Annotated in this window: 12 protein-coding genes and 2 tRNA genes; 9 read left to right on the top strand and 5 right to left on the bottom strand. The window is 53.7% G+C overall.

Annotated elements, in window-relative coordinates:
* Positions 1 to 77: 77 nt before the first annotated feature.
* The gene (locus tag ABGA49_RS13505; RefSeq protein ID WP_347665668.1) at positions 78 to 4451 is read left to right on the top strand and encodes a hypothetical protein; all 4374 of its coding nucleotides are present in this window, start codon (positions 78 to 80) and stop codon (positions 4449 to 4451) included.
* A 106-nt stretch (positions 4452 to 4557) separates the two neighbouring features.
* Here ABGA49_RS13505 and ABGA49_RS13500 read toward each other — a convergent pair.
* Both ABGA49_RS13500 and ABGA49_RS13495 read right to left on the bottom strand, forming a co-directional pair.
* A tRNA-Met gene (locus tag ABGA49_RS13500) sits at positions 4558 to 4634 on the bottom strand.
* Between the two features lie 50 nt (positions 4635 to 4684).
* Positions 4685 to 4761: transfer RNA gene (locus ABGA49_RS13495), tRNA-Met, on the bottom strand.
* A 207-nt stretch (positions 4762 to 4968) separates the two neighbouring features.
* Between ABGA49_RS13495 and mltA the strand changes: the two genes are divergently transcribed.
* Positions 4969 to 6066, top strand: coding sequence for a murein transglycosylase A (gene mltA, locus ABGA49_RS13490; protein WP_347665667.1), 1098 nt, complete (start codon positions 4969 to 4971; stop codon positions 6064 to 6066).
* Between the two features lie 74 nt (positions 6067 to 6140).
* Complete coding sequence (tcdA, locus tag ABGA49_RS13485) at positions 6141 to 6953, top strand: tRNA cyclic N6-threonylcarbamoyladenosine(37) synthase TcdA (RefSeq protein ID WP_347665666.1); 813 nt, start codon at positions 6141 to 6143, stop codon at positions 6951 to 6953.
* On the opposite strand, the gene csdE is transcribed toward tcdA, so the two are convergent.
* Together csdE and csdA are read right to left on the bottom strand one after the other, a co-directional pair.
* A complete protein-coding gene (gene csdE, locus ABGA49_RS13480) occupies positions 6938 to 7387 on the bottom strand; it encodes a cysteine desulfurase sulfur acceptor subunit CsdE (protein ID WP_061493341.1) in 450 nt (149 codons plus the stop codon). The genes tcdA and csdE overlap by 16 nt on opposite strands.
* Positions 7387 to 8592 (bottom strand): cysteine desulfurase CsdA, encoded by a 1206-nt coding sequence (gene csdA, locus ABGA49_RS13475; protein ID WP_061493342.1) that lies wholly within the window; start codon positions 8590 to 8592, stop codon positions 7387 to 7389. The genes csdE and csdA overlap by 1 nt, the downstream gene beginning before the upstream one ends.
* A gap of 192 nt (positions 8593 to 8784) precedes the next feature.
* Between csdA and ABGA49_RS13470 the strand changes: the two genes are divergently transcribed.
* From ABGA49_RS13470 to rlmM, 4 genes are all read left to right on the top strand, one after another.
* Positions 8785 to 9015 carry a YgdI/YgdR family lipoprotein gene (locus ABGA49_RS13470; protein ID WP_061493343.1) on the top strand — a complete coding sequence of 77 codons (231 nt, stop codon included), beginning with the start codon at positions 8785 to 8787 and terminating at the stop codon, positions 9013 to 9015.
* Between the two features lie 350 nt (positions 9016 to 9365).
* On the top strand, positions 9366 to 10280 hold the full coding sequence (gene gcvA / locus ABGA49_RS13465) for a glycine cleavage system transcriptional regulator GcvA (RefSeq protein ID WP_061493344.1): 915 nt from the start codon (positions 9366 to 9368) through the stop codon (positions 10278 to 10280).
* 39 nt (positions 10281 to 10319) lie between these two features.
* Positions 10320 to 10715: a DUF423 domain-containing protein gene (locus ABGA49_RS13460; protein WP_061493345.1), complete on the top strand. Its 396-nt coding sequence runs from the start codon at positions 10320 to 10322 to the stop codon at positions 10713 to 10715.
* Entirely contained in the window at positions 10708 to 11808 is a 1101-nt protein-coding gene (gene rlmM / locus ABGA49_RS13455; protein ID WP_061493346.1) for a 23S rRNA (cytidine(2498)-2'-O)-methyltransferase RlmM, read from the top strand. Before ABGA49_RS13460 ends, rlmM begins: the two co-directional genes overlap by 8 nt.
* Before the next feature lie 75 nt (positions 11809 to 11883).
* On the opposite strand, the gene ABGA49_RS13450 is transcribed toward rlmM, so the two are convergent.
* Positions 11884 to 12924, bottom strand: a complete 1041-nt coding sequence (locus ABGA49_RS13450) for an aminopeptidase (RefSeq protein WP_347665665.1) — start codon at positions 12922 to 12924, stop codon at positions 11884 to 11886.
* A gap of 236 nt (positions 12925 to 13160) precedes the next feature.
* On the opposite strand from ABGA49_RS13450, the gene cysG reads away from it, so the two are divergent.
* Together cysG and cysD are read left to right on the top strand one after the other, a co-directional pair.
* Positions 13161 to 14576, top strand: a complete 1416-nt coding sequence (gene cysG, locus ABGA49_RS13445; protein WP_061493348.1) for a siroheme synthase CysG — start codon at positions 13161 to 13163, stop codon at positions 14574 to 14576.
* A 9-nt stretch (positions 14577 to 14585) separates the two neighbouring features.
* Entirely contained in the window at positions 14586 to 15494 is a 909-nt protein-coding gene (gene cysD, locus ABGA49_RS13440; protein ID WP_061493349.1) for a sulfate adenylyltransferase subunit CysD, read from the top strand.

Genomic DNA, 15494 nt, shown 5'->3' with positions numbered 1-15494 from the left:
AGGCGCCATTTTTATAACAACGTGTTTATAACAATAAGTGACCCGGCAACGAAAGGATTAAGCAGGAACCCGCCACTATGCGTAGCGATAATAAAAAAGGTAACCAGCAAGCCATTCAACGCACTTTCCGTAAACTTTCCGCCGAGGATGCGACGGATATCCATCGCCTCGCGGCACTGTTATCTCCTGGCATGCCTGGTGTGATGACATGGTCAGTGCTTCTTCAGTCCCCGCGTATTCTTATCATTGCCGAAGCCGGAGCAGGAAAAACCTATGAGTGCCAACAGCAACAAGAGGCGTTAAAAGCGGCAGGAGAGCCGGCCTTTTTTCTTGAGCTTGCTGTTCTTGCACAAACAGAACTGCTGGAGATGTTTGATCATGAAGGGCATCAACAGTTTGAGACCTGGCTGAGTTCAGAATCGGCTATCGCCACTTTCTTTCTGGATGCGATTGACGAGTTAAAACTTACCCTTGGTTCTTTCGAACAGGCATTACGTCGGCTAAACCGGGCGTTGAAAGGGCAACTTGCGCGGGCCAGAATAGTCATCACGACGCGTCCGATTCGTATTGAACAACAACTCATCGAAAAATATTTGCCGGTGCCAAAAAGCGCGGCTGAATATAACGCCAGCACTTTTGCAGCCATTGCTATCGACCCGCATCAAATCAGGGAGGAGAAGGAAGAGGTATCCACTTGGTTGCATGTTGGTTTAATGCCTTTGAATAACCTTCAAATACGCGAGATGGCCATCAGACAGCGCGTTGTCGATGTTGAGGGCTTCATGGAGGATATTCAGCGGAGAAACGCTGAGGAGTTTGCACGGCGCCCGCAGGACTTAATTGAACTTTGCAGCAGCTGGGCTGAGTCCCGGCGTATCCGGACACATCGGGAACAGGTTGCACATGACATTGCGATAAAACTACGGCCTAATCCAGACCGTTCTGAACACGTTGCGTTATCAGACGACAAGGCACTGGAAGGCGCGCGCAAATTGGCACTGGCAGCCCTGCTTAGCCGGAAGTTGACCCTCCGTCACAGCGCTGAATCAAATTTGGGAGATGCGGGAGAACAAGCGCTGGATGTGAACACTCTTCTCTCCGACTGGACAAAGGATGAGCGGCAGGTATTGCTTGAGCGCCCATTATTTGGCTTCGCCAGTTATGGGCGGGTACGTTTTCATCATCGTTCAGTGATCGAATACCTTGCGGCAGAACAGATTCGCGTCCTGCTTGAAAAAGGGCTAACGGTGAAAGCGGCAAAACGGTTGCTGTTCACGAGAACGATGCAGGGTAATGAAATTATACGCCCTACAATGCGTCCTGTTGCGGCATGGTTGGCCGGTTGTGATCCTCGCTTTTTTGATGAAGTGGTTCGACGTGAGCCTGAAGTCTTACTGAATTCTGCCGATCCGCAACAGCTCGATCCTCATCAGCGACAAAAAGCGCTACAAGCTTATGTTGATCGTTACGGTTGTGGCGGATGGCGTGGGCTTGAGGTTCCTGAAATCAACGCCCGCCGTTTTGTCTCTACCGATTTGAGTGAGCTGATTAATAAACTTTGGCAACGAGGCATTGAAAATAAAGAGATTCGGGTCTTTTTACTGAAGCTGATTGAAGCTGGGCCGCTCCCGGCGTGCGAACATATTCCCCGGGAAGTCGCACTGGCGGATGAAACGGCCATAGACGAGCGTTATGACGCAGTCGATGCGCTGGTTGCGCTTAATTCACCCGCCTTGCAGCCTGTCGTCTTAAGGCTGGAGACACGGCCTGATATCTGGAATGGCCATATGCTCCAGCATATGATTTGCCGTTTGTTCCCCGGTCATATGGATATGGACCAACTCCTTCCGTTATTGATGCGAACCGAGTCAAGCGCACATGTCGTTAGCGATCTCAGTTGGCGTCTGCCGGGCATTGTTTCGGCAAAAGATTTTCCGGAGTCAATACTGGAGCCTCTACGTGAACGTTTGACCGAATGTATCCTTGATGGCGCTTTATGGGACAAAACAGCCCGGCGTAAGGTGGTACCGCGTGTGCACCTGGTTGCTGCACTGGCACAAGTCTGCTCCCGGCTGCTTGAGAACGGTGAACGTAAAGAACATATTTTTCGTTCCGTCGCGGTGGCGTTCTACTTGCGGGACGAATATCGCTATCGCAATGACGCTTATCAAAACCTGCGAGCGGCTATTGATACGCTTTCCGGTCGCGAGCGCGAATCCCTTTTCTGGGCCAGTGATGCCTTAAGTCAGGTTTTTCACCCAGAAGAAGACGCTTTTCAACGGATGCTGGCTGCGACGAGTGGGGGGGCAATCACACCAGAGCCTGAACGGGATAGCGAGTGGATTATCGCCTGCCTGACAGACAAGCAACGCCCGTTAGAAGATCGGGAGATGCTGCTGGAAGTGGCAATCCGCTTTTTATACCCAACGGCACTCTCTTTTCATGAATATGTGGAACACCTCAAGTCCTGCGTCGCCGATACGCCAGCCCTTGTTGCTGATCTCGACAAGGTGTTACAACGAAGGCATGTGTTTGATCCTGTATTTGCCGAGTCTGAACGACAATCTGCCCTTGATGAGCAGCAACGCAATGATCGCAAAGCACAAGCGATGGCGAGCTGGATTGATCTGTGGAATGAGATCAGCGATAACCCGGACCGGGCGTTTAGCCAGGATTGCGTCGATACCACAATAAAAAAACTGTGGCATGTTATGGAAAGCACTGAAAGTCATGGACGGGCAACCGGGTGGAACCGTGCTTTTCTGGAAAATCATTTTGGTAAAGAGACAGCCGATCGGGTTCGGGCTGCGCTGATACCGTGTTGGCGACGAGAACGGCTCGGTTTGGGTATGGAGGTTAAACCCGAAGACAGAAATGTGGTCTACAGACGGTGGCAATTGGGTTTCGCCGCCATTTTTGCTGAATCCGAAGACCCCGACTGGGCACGAAAGCTTTCGCCTGCTGAAGCCGAAAACGCCGCGCGTTATGTGCCGATTGGGTATGGCAGCTTTCCCTCATGGCTTGAGGCGCTGGTGATTGCCCATCCAACGGCGGTCAGCAGTACGTTAGGGGCTCAGCTGACGTTCGAATTAACGCTACCTTCGCCCTCGCACATTCTTCACGGACTCGAATATGCGACGCCAGCAATCGCCGCGATTTTTGTGCCTTGTTTACGCCAGTGGCTTGAGCAGAATGCCAGCAGTACGGGTAATAAAGAAGACCCGACGCGGGCAAAACAACGCTTAAAGCGCGTTCTTGACGTATTGATCCAACATGGTGATCCAGAGGTGGTTGAGCAAATCCGTTTACTGGCGCGTAAACGGCTTCGACGCACTGGTGTCAGGTTTGAAAGCGTCTGGGTGGCTGCGTTATTGCAGTTGGAACCGACTACCGGGGTGGAAAAGCTGGAACGTATTCTGGCTAAGATCCCTGTGAGCAAAGATTCTGCTGCGCTTGATTGGTTTGGCGAACTCTTCGACACGCATCATCTCAATGCTCCGGTGAATCTGTCGCAGCCGGGGTTCACACCGGAGTTATTACTGCGCCTGGTCCGACTCGCGTATACACATATCCGCCGGGAGGATGATCCCTGGCACGAAGGAAGCTGGACACCCGATCGTCGTGATTACGCGCAAAGTGGTAGGGGTGTGATCCTGTCTGCCTTACTCAATACCACGGGGTCATCTGCATGGTCAGCCCGCATCGCGTTGAGTCAGGATCCTTTGTTTGCTGATTTTAGCGCAAGAGCATTAGCTATCGCACTGGAGAAGGCTGCCCAGGAAGCGGATAGCGACGTGTTAAGCGAAGGTGATATTGCCGGGATTTATGGCGGCCACGACCTCCCTCCAGCCAGCAGTGAAAGTATGTTTGCTCTGCTATGCGATCGTCTGGATGATCTGGATGAACTTTTGCTGTCAGATGTTTCTCCACGTGAAAGCTGGGCTGGCATCCGTGATGAGCGCGTTATGCGACGCGAAATTGCGCGTGAATTGCGTAATAGTGCAAGAAATAGCTATACCGTCGATCAAGAATCAGCAACTGCGGATGAGAAAGAGACCGACATTCGCTTGCGATCGCTTGCTGGGCCACAGGCTGTTATTGAACTTAAAATTGGTGAAAAGCCCCGTTCCGCAAATGACTTACGTGCCGCCTTGTCGGATCAACTCGTCAATAAGTACATGGCTTCGGAGGAGTGTCGGGCAGGGTGTTTGATGATTACCATTGCCAGCGACAAAAACTGGAAAAAACCCGAGGACGGCAAGAAAATGGATTTCGCGCAGCTGATCGAATGGTTGAATGATGAGGCAATGCGTCTGGTTGAAAAGCTGGGCTATGGAATGCAGCTCAAGGTTAAGGGAGTTGATTTGCGTCCCAGACTAGCGACGGAAAAGGATGCAAAGCGAGTGTCGCCACGTAAGAGGGGTAGAGTAAAGGGAAATAAGACGTCCTGATGCACGAAAGGTGAGCAACGCGACAACAAAATGGCACCGCAGCGTGCCATGTTTCGTTTACTGCAACGCAGAAACAAAAAAACACCCGTTAAGGTGTTTATTGTGTTGGTTGCGGGGGCCGGATTTGAACCGACGACCTTCGGGTTATGAGCCCGACGAGCTACCAGGCTGCTCCACCCCGCGTCCGTCTGTTTACACTTCCATCATGTAAACGTTTTTCTTCACATTTTAATTGGTTGCGGGGGCCGGATTTGAACCGACGACCTTCGGGTTATGAGCCCGACGAGCTACCAGGCTGCTCCACCCCGCGTCCGTGGATGCGCACTATACGCTGCAAACTTTTTGATGCAACCTTTTTTTTGCCCCAATACGTAATTTGCGGAGATTATGCGTAAAAACAATACAATCAGTTCGTTTTTTGAACGAAATTTGTGTTGGGTTGCGCTGGCGCATTTCATTAGCGAGTGGGGTTTGTTATCTTCACTTCGCTCCGGGTTAATTCAGAAGATGAGAGAGAATGAAAGGACGTTGGGTTAAGTATGCACTCACGGGAGCGATGGTTGCTATCCTCGCAGCCTGTACTTCTAAACCGACCGATCGCGGTCAGCAGTATAAAGACGGGAAATTTTCCCAGCCGTTTTCCCTGGTCAACCAGCCTGACGCCGTTGGCGCGCCAATCAATGCCGGTGATTTCTCCGAGCAGGTGAGCCAGATCCGCAGCGCCGCGCCGCGCCTCTATAGCAGCCAAAGCAACGTGTATAACGCTATCCAGGAGTGGCTGCGAGCCGGAGGCGATACTCGCACTTTAAGTCAATACGGCCTCGACGCCTGGCAGATGGAAGGCACGGATAACTACGGCAACGTGCAGTTCACCGGTTATTACACCCCTGTGATACAGGCGCGACACACGCGCCAGGGCGAATTCCAGTACCCTATCTATCGTATGCCGTCCAAACGCGGACGGTTGCCGTCCCGTGCCGAAATCTATGCCGGTGCGCTGAGTGACAGCTATGTGCTGGCTTACAGCAACTCGCTGATGGACAACTTTATTATGGACGTGCAGGGCAGCGGCTATATCGATTTTGGCGACGGTAGCCCACTTAACTTCTTCAGCTATGGCGGTAAAAACGGTCATCCCTACCGCAGTATCGGTAAGGTGTTGATCGACCGTGGTGAAGTGAAGAAAGAAGACATGTCGATGCAGGCCATCCGGGAATGGGGGGCGAAGCACAGTGAATCAGAAGTGCGTGCACTGTTGGAAGAGAACGCCTCATTCGTGTTCTTTAAGCCGCAATCCTGGGCACCGGTGAAAGGTGCCAGTGCAGTGCCGCTGGTTGGCCGTGCCTCTGTGGCTTCCGATCGTAGCGTGATCCCTCCGGGTACGACGCTACTGGCGGAAGTGCCGCAGCTTGATAACAACGGCAAATTTAATGGCCAGTATGAGCTGCGCCTGATGGTGGCGCTGGATGTTGGCGGTGCGATTAAAGGGCAGCATTTTGATATTTATCAGGGCATTGGCCCGGATGCCGGTCACCGTGCCGGATGGTATAACCATTATGGCCGCGTCTGGGTGCTGAAAAATGCACCGGGCGCTGGCGGCGTGTTCAGCGGCTGAGTGTGATAAACTTCCCCCTCTCCCGATTCCGGGAGAGGGGAACTCCTGTCTTTATTCTTCATTTCTGAGGTCTTATGTCTGTAGTCATCAGCGATGCCTGGCGCCAGCGCTTTGGCGGTACGGCGCGTTTGTACGGTGAAAATGCACTGCAATGGTTTGCCGACGCACATATTTGTGTGGTGGGCATTGGCGGTGTCGGCTCCTGGGCCGCGGAAGCGCTGGCGAGAACCGGAATCGGTGCGATTACGTTGATTGATATGGACGATGTGTGCGTGACCAATACCAACCGTCAGATTCATGCCTTGCGCGACAATGTGGGTCTGGCAAAAGCGGAAGTGATGGCTGATCGCATCCGCCAAATCAATCCGGAGTGCGTGGTGACGGTCGTCGATGATTTCGTCACTGCCGACAACGTGGCGCAACTGCTGGATCAGGGCTTCAGCTACGTGATTGACGCTATCGATAGCGTGCGTCCGAAAGCCGCATTGATCGCATATTGTCGTCGAAACAAGATCCCACTGGTCACCACCGGCGGTGCGGGTGGGCAGATCGATCCAACACAGATCCAGGTAAGCGATCTGGCGAAAACCATCCAGGATCCGCTTGCGGCGAAACTCCGTGAGCGGCTGAAAAGCGATTTCGGCGTGGTAAAAAACAGCAAAGGCAAGCTTGGTGTGGACTGCGTTTTTTCCACTGAAGCGCTGGTTTATCCGCAGGCGGATGGTTCCGTATGCGCGATGAAAAGCACGGCAGAAGGGCCAAAACGCATGGATTGCGCATCCGGTTTTGGCGCGGCGACAATGGTTACCGCCAGCTTTGGTTTTGTTGCGGTGTCCCACGCACTGAAAAAACTGATGGCAAAAGCAGAACGTCAGGCCAACGCCTGACGGGCAGCATCCTGTACGGCGGCAGCCAACGCCGCCAGCCCCTGACTGCGTGAAGCGCTAAGCTGGGCGCGCAAGCCGAGTTCATCAAAAAACGCCAGCGGATCCTGTTCCAGCAACTCCGCCGGGCGCTTACCTTCTACGGCGGTCAGTAATACCGCCAGCAGCCCGCGTACGATTCGGCCTTCACTGTCGCCAAAGAAATGCAGGGTGCCATCTGCCGTGGGCATTGCTCCCAGCCAGACACGATTTTCGCAACCGGGGATCTCCCGCGCCTGTGCTTTCAGCGCGTCCGTTGCCGCAGGTAACTGCTTTCCGAGCAAGATTAATTGCCGGTATTTATCTTCCCACTGGGTCAGCACGCCAAAGGTCTGGCGCAGCGTTGCTTCGGTGATCACAGTGCCGAACGGATGTCCGGCAAAAACGGGGTTTGTCATTAATCCACCAGTATGTCCAGGGCGCGGTCAACGGCGTTCACCAGCGCATCCACATCGTGTTGCGTATTATAAGGAGCGAAAGATGCCCGCAATGTGCCATTGACGCCAAGCGCCGCCAGAAGCGGCTGAGCGCAATGTTGACCGGCGCGCAGCGCAATGCCGTACCCCGCAAGCAATGTCACCATATCGCTGTGATGCACACCAGCAAAGTCGAAGGCCAGCAGACTGGCGTCCTGACAACGGAAGGAACGGAACCCAGGGCGCTGCGCCAGGCGCTCTTCTGCAAGGGTTGCCAGCCCGCGGCTGTAGCTTTCCGCCTGCGCGATATCATGCGTCTTCAGCCATTCCAGTGCCGCGCTCAGGCCAATTACCCCGGCGACGTTAGGCGTGCCCGCTTCCAGTTTGTAAGGGACTGGCTGGGTTGTGAAACCGTCAAAGGTCACTTCGGTGATCATCTTGCCGCCACCGAGCCACGGTGACATGGCATCCAGCAGTTCGGTTTTTCCGTAGAGCACGCCAATGCCGTTGGGGCCATAGAGCTTGTGGCCGGAAAACGCATAAAAATCGATATCCAGGCTCTGCACATTCGCCGGGAAATGCACCACGCCTTGTGCGCCATCGACCATGACCACCATGTCAGCCGCATGAGCAAGCGTGATGGCTTTCGCCAGATCCGGGCAGCCGCCCGTGACGTTCGACATCTGTCCCAGTGCGAGGATACGGCTGCGTGAGGTGATGTATTGCGGCAGTTGCGCGATATCCGGCAGATGATCAGCGCCCAGCGGCAGTTTGACGACCCGTGCGCCGGTTTGCTGCGCCACCATCAGCCATGGCACCAGATTGGCGTGGTGCTCGGCCTCGCTGACGATGATCTCATCGCCCGGTTGCAGGCGTGGGCGGGCGTAACACTGAGCGACCATATTGATGGATTCCGTTGTACCGCGCGTCCAGACAATGTTCTTACCGGATGGTGCATTCACCAGCGCGGCGACCTGATCGCGGGCGGCTTCATAGCGGGCGGTTAACTGCTGTGCTTGCGCGAACTGGCTACGGTGCACATTCCCCGCGCTCAGGCTGTAGAACTGCTGTGTGGCATCGATCACTGCCTGCGGTTTTAAAGCGGTGGCGGCGCTGTCCAGATAGACGCCAGCGTCAGCCAGCGCCGGAAACTGGGCGCGAAATAGCGATGGGTTAAATGCGTTCATGGGACTCCTCATACCAATAGCCGGATCGTCGCGCAATTTGTCCGGCGTAGCAAGAACGTTGCGCTCCATCGGAATAGTCTGTTTGTCCTGGCAGGGCCGGAGAAGCAGGTTATGCTGAATAGTGTTAGGTAAATGTTTTGGCCTCTTCCTGAAAGAGGTTTTCACAGCATTAATTGCCAGAAGGAGAAGAACATGAAAAAGACTGCCGCAATTATATCTGCATGTATGTTTGCTTTTACCCTGAGCGCCTGTTCTGGTCCGAATTACGCGTTACACACCAATGATGGACGCACCATCGTCTCGGAAGGGAAACCGAAAACAGATGATCAGACCGGGATGATTTCCTATAAAGATGCGAATGGTAATGAGCAGCAGATTAACCGTTCAGACGTGAAAGAGATGGTCGCTCTGGAGAAAAAATAGGCCGGATTTTGGGTAAAAAAAAGCACCGCAATTTTGCGGTGCTACATTAATCACTATGGACAGACAGGGTAAATGTACAGGAAGTGAAAAAGGGGTAGCGTTGCTACCGGGGTCTGAATCGCAGACCAATTGCAAACACAACAACACAACATCACAACCGTAAGCCAAAAGCCCTTCAGAACACGCATTCCAAAAAAAGCTTCTCGTTCCGGCTCAGGAAGTGCCGCCACTATAGGTATTTGCTGGTAGAAGCTCAACGGACAATTTATAATGGCTCAGATAAAAAAAACTAATAGGTTAACCCTTGTTTCCTGTTTGTTAAATTGAGTTAACATCTAAGCCTGATAACCATGTCAAAGCGATTACCACCACTAAATGCATTACGCGTTTTCGATGCCGCTGCACGCCATTTGAGTTTTACTCGCGCTGCCGATGAGCTTTTTGTGACGCAGGCCGCAGTAAGCCATCAAATCAAGTCTCTTGAGGATTTTCTCGGGCTGAAACTCTTCCGCCGACGTAACCGTTCTCTGCTGCTTACTGAAGAGGGGCAGAGTTATTTTCAGGACATCAAAGAGATATTTTCACAGCTTAATGAGGCGACGCGTAAGCTTCAGGCGCGCAGCGCCAAAGGTGCGCTGACGGTCAGTTTGTTACCCAGTTTTGCCATTCAATGGTTGGTGCCAAGACTCTCCAGCTTTAACTCAGCTTATCCGGGAATCGATGTGCGTATTCAGGCTGTGGATCGTGAAGAAGATAAACTGGCTGACGATGTCGACGTAGCCATTTTTTACGGTCGCGGCAACTGGCCAGGGCTGCGCGTGGAAAAATTGTACGCCGAATATCTGCTTCCGGTCTGTTCTCCGCTGTTACTTACAGGCGATAAGCCCTTGAAAAAGCCAGATGATTTGGCGCAGCACACGTTATTACACGACGCATCCCGTCGCGACTGGCAAACTTATACGCGCCAGTTAGGTCTTAATCTTAATGTCCAGCAAGGGCCGATATTCAGCCACAGCTCGATGGTGCTGCAGGCGGCTATCCACGGACAGGGGATCGCGCTGGCGAATAATGTGATGGCGCAGTCCGAAATTGAGGCAGGCCGGCTGGTTTGTCCTTTTAACGATGTTTTGGTCAGTAAAAATGCGTTTTATCTGGTTTGTCATGACAGTCAGGCAGAACTGGGTAAAATAGCCGCCTTTCGACAGTGGATACTGGCAAAAGCGGCAAACGAACAGGAAAAATTTCGTTTCCGTTACGAACAATAATTCGCGCGCAACGGCGCGTATGACTTTTAGGGTAATCTCATGACCAGCCGTTTTATGCTGATTTTCGCCGCGGTGAGCGGTTTTGTCTATGTCGCGCTGGGCGCATTCGGCGCACATGTTTTGAGTAAATCTTTGGGGTCGGTGGATATGAGCTGGATCCAGACCGGCCTCGACTATCAGGCATTTCATACGCTTGCGGTGCTGGGATTGGCGGTTGCCATGCAGCGCCGTATTAGCATCTGGTTCTACTGGAGCAGCGTTTTCCTGGCATTGGGTACCGTGCTGTTTAGCGGCAGCCTTTATTGCCTGGCGCTCTCTCACTTACGCCTGTGGGTGTTTGTTACGCCAGTCGGTGGCGTTTGCTTTTTAATCGGCTGGGCATTGATGTTTACTGGCGCGATCCGTCTGAAACGTAAGGGCGTTGTTCATGAATAAAGTGGTGTTGCTGTGCCGCCCGGGTTTTGAGAAAGAGTGCGCAGCAGAAATTACCGATAAGGCCGGGCGTCTTGAGGTGTTCGGTTTTGCGCGCGTAAAAGAAAACGCGGGCTATGTTGTTTTTGAATGTTATCAGGAAAGCGATGCAGATAAGCTGGCGCGCGAACTGCCGTTTAATAGCCTGATTTTCGCCCGTCAGATGTTTGTGGTGGGGGAATTACTGAAGGACTTGCCGCCAGAGGATCGTATTACGCCGATTGTCGGTATGCTGCAAGGTGTGGTGGAGAAAGGCGGCGATCTGCGGGTTGAAGTGGCTGACACCAACGAAAGCAAAGAGCTGATGAAGTTCTGTCGCAAATTCACCGTGCCGCTGCGTTCAGCGTTGCGTGAAGCGGGCGTGCTGGCGCGCAGTGATTCGCCAAAACGTCCGGTGGTGCATGTCTTTTTTATTGCGCCTGGCTGCTGCTATACCGGGTATTCTTACTCTTTTAATAACTCACCGTTCTATATGGGCATCCCGCGTCTGAAATTTCCATCCGACGCGCCGAGCCGCTCAACGTTAAAGCTGGAAGAGGCGTTCCACGTCTTTATCCCTGAGGATGAGTGGGACGAGCGCCTGGCCAATGGAATGTATGCTGTCGATCTTGGCGCATGCCCTGGCGGTTGGACCTATCAGCTGGTAAAACGCAACATGTGGGTTTACTCAGTGGATAACGGCCCGATGGCGCAAAGTCTGATGGATACCGGTCAGGTGACCTGGCTGCGGGAAGATGGCTTCCGCTATCGCCCCAATCGCAACAACATCTCATGGATGGTGTGCGATATGGTGGAGAAACCGGCGAAAGTCGCTGCGCTGATGGCGCAATGGTTGACTGAAGGCTGGTGCCGCGAAACCATTTTTAACCTTAAACTGCCGATGAAAAAACGCTACGAAGAGGTCTCCAACAACCTGGCGTATATTCAGGCGCAGCTTGATGAACACGGTGTCGCCGCGCAGATTCAGGCGCGACAGCTGTACCACGATCGTGAAGAAGTGACGGTACATGTACGCCGGATGTGGGCCGCGGTCGGCGGGCGACGCGACGAGCGTTAGTCTCACATCATCAGGTGCGCTTGTTGCCTGAACAGTCTGAAAAAACGCCTGCATAGGCAGGCGTTTTTGTCCGTGTTATTTGCCGGCTTTGGCCAGTTCTTTCACTAACGGCAGCATGATGCGCATAACATCACGACTGCGGCGTTCTATGCGTCCTGGCAGCGCCCGGTCAATATATTGCTGGTTATCCAGTCGCGGATTGTGATGGCTGACGCCGTCGGGAAAAGTTTTCGATTTTGCGCGTTGTTGTTCACCATCTTTATTGCCCAGCGACCAGTTCGTGGCCTCCACCGACAGCACCGGGATCCCCGCTTTATCAAACACTTCTGCATCGTTGCAGCAACTGGTGCCTTTAGGATAACTGGCGTTAAGCCCTGGGTTGCTCATGGCGAGAATACCCTGCGTACGGGCAAGCGCCAGCGCACGATCCCGCGTCAGTTTACGCACCGAAGCCGGGGTGTTTTTACCGCTATTAAAATAGAGTTTATCGCCGACGATCAGGTTGTTCAGATTGATCAGAAGCAGGGTGTGTTTCTTCTCAGCTTCACTCATGCGATCGAGGAGGTTTTGTGCGCCGAGCTTGCCCTCTTCTTCACCGCTGGTAGCGATAAAACGAATGCTGTACTGCGTCGGCACCTGTTTGAGCGCCTGCGCCAGCTCCAGCATGACGCCCAGACTGGCGGCGTTATCATCGATTCCTTGTAAGGTTAAGCCGCCCAGATTGTTATCCACATCGGCGTCGCTGCGCGGCGCGTAGGTGTCGAGATGCGCCATAATAATAATTTGCAGCGGCGATTTGCCTTCATGCGCGGCGATCACCGTACTGCCGGTAACGTTTTGCCAGCTCTGCTGCTTATCTTTCGCCGTATAGCTGTAACGGGTTTTAAATTTACGGATATTGCTCTCATAACCCATCTGCATGAACTGCTGCTGCAAATAGTCGGCAGAGAGCATTTCCGCAGGTGTACCGGTCATTCGGCCTGGAAACAGAGTGGCAATATGGCGTGCCTGCTCATTAGCAAACTCACCGGGTTGGGAAGGGCGGGCATGCGCCGGAAGGATAAAGCATACGCCGAGCGCCAGGGCAGCGGTACGGTGGCGCAATGCGGAAAACATAGAGAGTCCTTTATGCAGCAAAAATTTTGACGCGCTTAGTATGAAACTGTGACCGGGTTTACACAATTTCATTTCTTCTTAACCGTGCGAAAAGACACGCGTTAAGCACTTTTTGATATTTGCTTTGCACAGGCGTTATTCCTTTGCGGAACTACTCATTCCAATTCGTAATTTCATTCGTTCTAAACCGCCCCCTATAGTCCCTGTATTGCTGGCTACGAGTGAGTTGTTGCGTTGTGGATTACCTTCCGCTGTTTGCTGCTGTAAAAGACCGCCCCGTTCTGGTGATTGGCGGTGGCGAAATTGCCGCGCGCAAAATCGCTTTTTTGCGTCGTGCAGGCGCACAGGTAAAGGTTGTGGCGCAACACCTGGATGCGTCGCTGCAACAGCTTGCTGAACGGCAGGCTATTCACTGGGTGGCGACAACCTTTGACGAGTCACAACTGGACAGCGTTTTTCTGGTGATTGCCGCCACCAATGATGCCGCGCTGAACCGCCGGGTATTTGATGCCGCCAACGCGCGCCACCGGCTGGTCAATGTGGTTGACGATCAGCCGCTGTGCTCCTTTATTTTCCCGTCGATTGTTGATCGTTCACCGCTACTGGTGGCGATCTCCTCCGGCGGTAACGCACCGGTATTGGCGCGCCTGTTGCGTGAAAAGATTGAAGCGTTGTTACCCGGCAATCTGGGGCGCATGGCGGACGTCGCCGGGCGCTGGCGCACACGTATTAAAGCATTTCGTCGGACCACCGATGAACGTCGCCGTTTTTGGGAAAGCGCCTTTCGCGGGCGTTTTGCCAGCCTGATGGCCGCAGGTGATGAACCCGCAGCGGAGAAAGCGCTGGAAGCGGAACTGACGCAGCCGGGCTCAGCGAGTGGGGAAATTATTCTGGTCGGCGCGGGGCCGGGCGACGCAGGCTTGCTGACGTTGCGCGGCTTGCAGGTGATTCAGCAAGCCGATGTGGTGTTTTACGATCATCTGGTCAGCGATGCGGTGCTGGAGCTGACCCGCCGGGATGCGGAAAAAATTTGTGTAGGTAAACGCGCCGGGGCACATGCGGTTGCACAACATGAAACCAATCGCATGCTGGTGGATGCCGCCCGCGAGGGCAAAACGGTAGTGCGCCTGAAGGGAGGCGATCCGTTTATTTTTGGTCGCGGTGGAGAAGAGTTACAGGCCGCAGCGGAAGCGGGAATTCCTTTTCAGGTGGTGCCGGGCGTGACGGCTGCATCCGGTGCGACCGCCTATGCGGGTATTCCACTGACGCACCGGGACTTCGCGCAGAGCGTGACGTTCGTTACCGGGCATTATAAAGCCGATAGCACCCCCTTCGACTGGTCGCTGTTGGCGCAAAGCCGCCAGACGCTGGCTATCTATATGGGGACGATGAAGGCCGCGGAAATCAGCACGCAACTGATCGCCCACGGTCGTGATAACACTACGCCAGTGGCGGTCATCTCCCGCGGTACGCGCACGGATCAGCATGTGGCTACTGGCACATTAGAACAACTTGAGGAACTGGCGAAAGCCGCCCCAATGCCCGCCTTGTTAGTGGTGGGCGAGGTGGTTGGGCTTCATCGCGAACTCGCCTGGTTCCGGCATACGACAGGAACGGACGCGTTTGACGCTTCTGTGATTAATCTGGCTTAAGGAATGGTTATGGACCAAAAACGACTCACCCACCTGCGACAACTGGAGGCGGAAAGCATCCATATCATCCGCGAAGTGGCCGCCGAATTTTCCAACCCGGTGATGATGTATTCCATCGGCAAAGATTCCAGTGTGATGCTGCATCTTGCGCGTAAAGCCTTCTATCCGGGCACGCTGCCGTTCCCACTGCTGCATGTAGATACCGGCTGGAAATTCCGTGAGATGTATGAATTCCGTGACCGTACCGCGAAAGCCTACGGCTGTGAGCTGCTGGTGCATAAGAACCCGGAAGGGGTGGCAATGGGCATTAACCCGTTCGTGCACGGCAGTGCGAAACATACTGATATCATGAAAACCGAAGGGCTGAAGCAGGCGCTGAACAAATACGGTTTTGATGCTGCGTTCGGTGGCGCGCGTCGCGACGAAGAAAAATCCCGCGCCAAAGAGCGTATTTACTCGTTCCGTGACCGTTTCCACCGTTGGGACCCGAAAAACCAGCGCCCGGAGCTGTGGCATAATTACAATGGCCAGATTAACAAGGGCGAAAGCATTCGCGTGTTCCCGCTGTCAAACTGGACCGAACTGGATATCTGGCAGTACATCTACCTGGAAAATATCGAGATTGTTCCTCTGTATCTGGCGGCGGAACGTCCGGTGCTTGAGCGTGATGGCATGCTGATGATGATCGATGACGACCGAATCGATCTGCAACCGGGCGAAGTGATCGAACAACGAATGGTACGTTTCCGTACGCTGGGTTGCTGGCCTCTCACCGGTGCCGTGGAGTCGGATGCGCAAACGCTGCCTGAGATCATCGAAGAGATGCTGGTTTCCACCACCAGTGAACGTCAGGGCCGCGTGATTGACCGCGACCAGGCCGGCTCCATGGAGCTGAAAAAACGTCAGGGATATTTCTAA

This window comes from Kosakonia sp. WA-90 (assembly GCF_039871955.1).
GTDB classification, from domain to species: domain Bacteria; phylum Pseudomonadota; class Gammaproteobacteria; order Enterobacterales; family Enterobacteriaceae; genus Kosakonia; species Kosakonia oryzendophytica.
The sequence above is the reverse complement of the archived record's forward strand: the minus strand, read 5'-3'. Positions and strand labels throughout refer to the sequence as shown.

Coding starts and splice junctions, on each gene's coding strand:
- ABGA49_RS13460 (WP_061493345.1), top strand. CDS start 10,320: ATGACCAGCCGTTTTATGCTGATTTTCGCCGCGGTGAGCGGTTTTGTC.
- tcdA (WP_347665666.1), top strand. CDS start 6,141: ATGTCTGTAGTCATCAGCGATGCCTGGCGCCAGCGCTTTGGCGGTACG.
- ABGA49_RS13450 (WP_347665665.1), bottom strand. CDS start 12,924: ATGTTTTCCGCATTGCGCCACCGTACCGCTGCCCTGGCGCTCGGCGTA.
- csdA (WP_061493342.1), bottom strand. CDS start 8,592: ATGAACGCATTTAACCCATCGCTATTTCGCGCCCAGTTTCCGGCGCTG.
- ABGA49_RS13505 (WP_347665668.1), top strand. CDS start 78: ATGCGTAGCGATAATAAAAAAGGTAACCAGCAAGCCATTCAACGCACT.
- mltA (WP_347665667.1), top strand. CDS start 4,969: ATGAAAGGACGTTGGGTTAAGTATGCACTCACGGGAGCGATGGTTGCT.
- rlmM (WP_061493346.1), top strand. CDS start 10,708: ATGAATAAAGTGGTGTTGCTGTGCCGCCCGGGTTTTGAGAAAGAGTGC.
- cysD (WP_061493349.1), top strand. CDS start 14,586: ATGGACCAAAAACGACTCACCCACCTGCGACAACTGGAGGCGGAAAGC.
- gcvA (WP_061493344.1), top strand. CDS start 9,366: ATGTCAAAGCGATTACCACCACTAAATGCATTACGCGTTTTCGATGCC.
- csdE (WP_061493341.1), bottom strand. CDS start 7,387: ATGACAAACCCCGTTTTTGCCGGACATCCGTTCGGCACTGTGATCACC.
- ABGA49_RS13470 (WP_061493343.1), top strand. CDS start 8,785: ATGAAAAAGACTGCCGCAATTATATCTGCATGTATGTTTGCTTTTACC.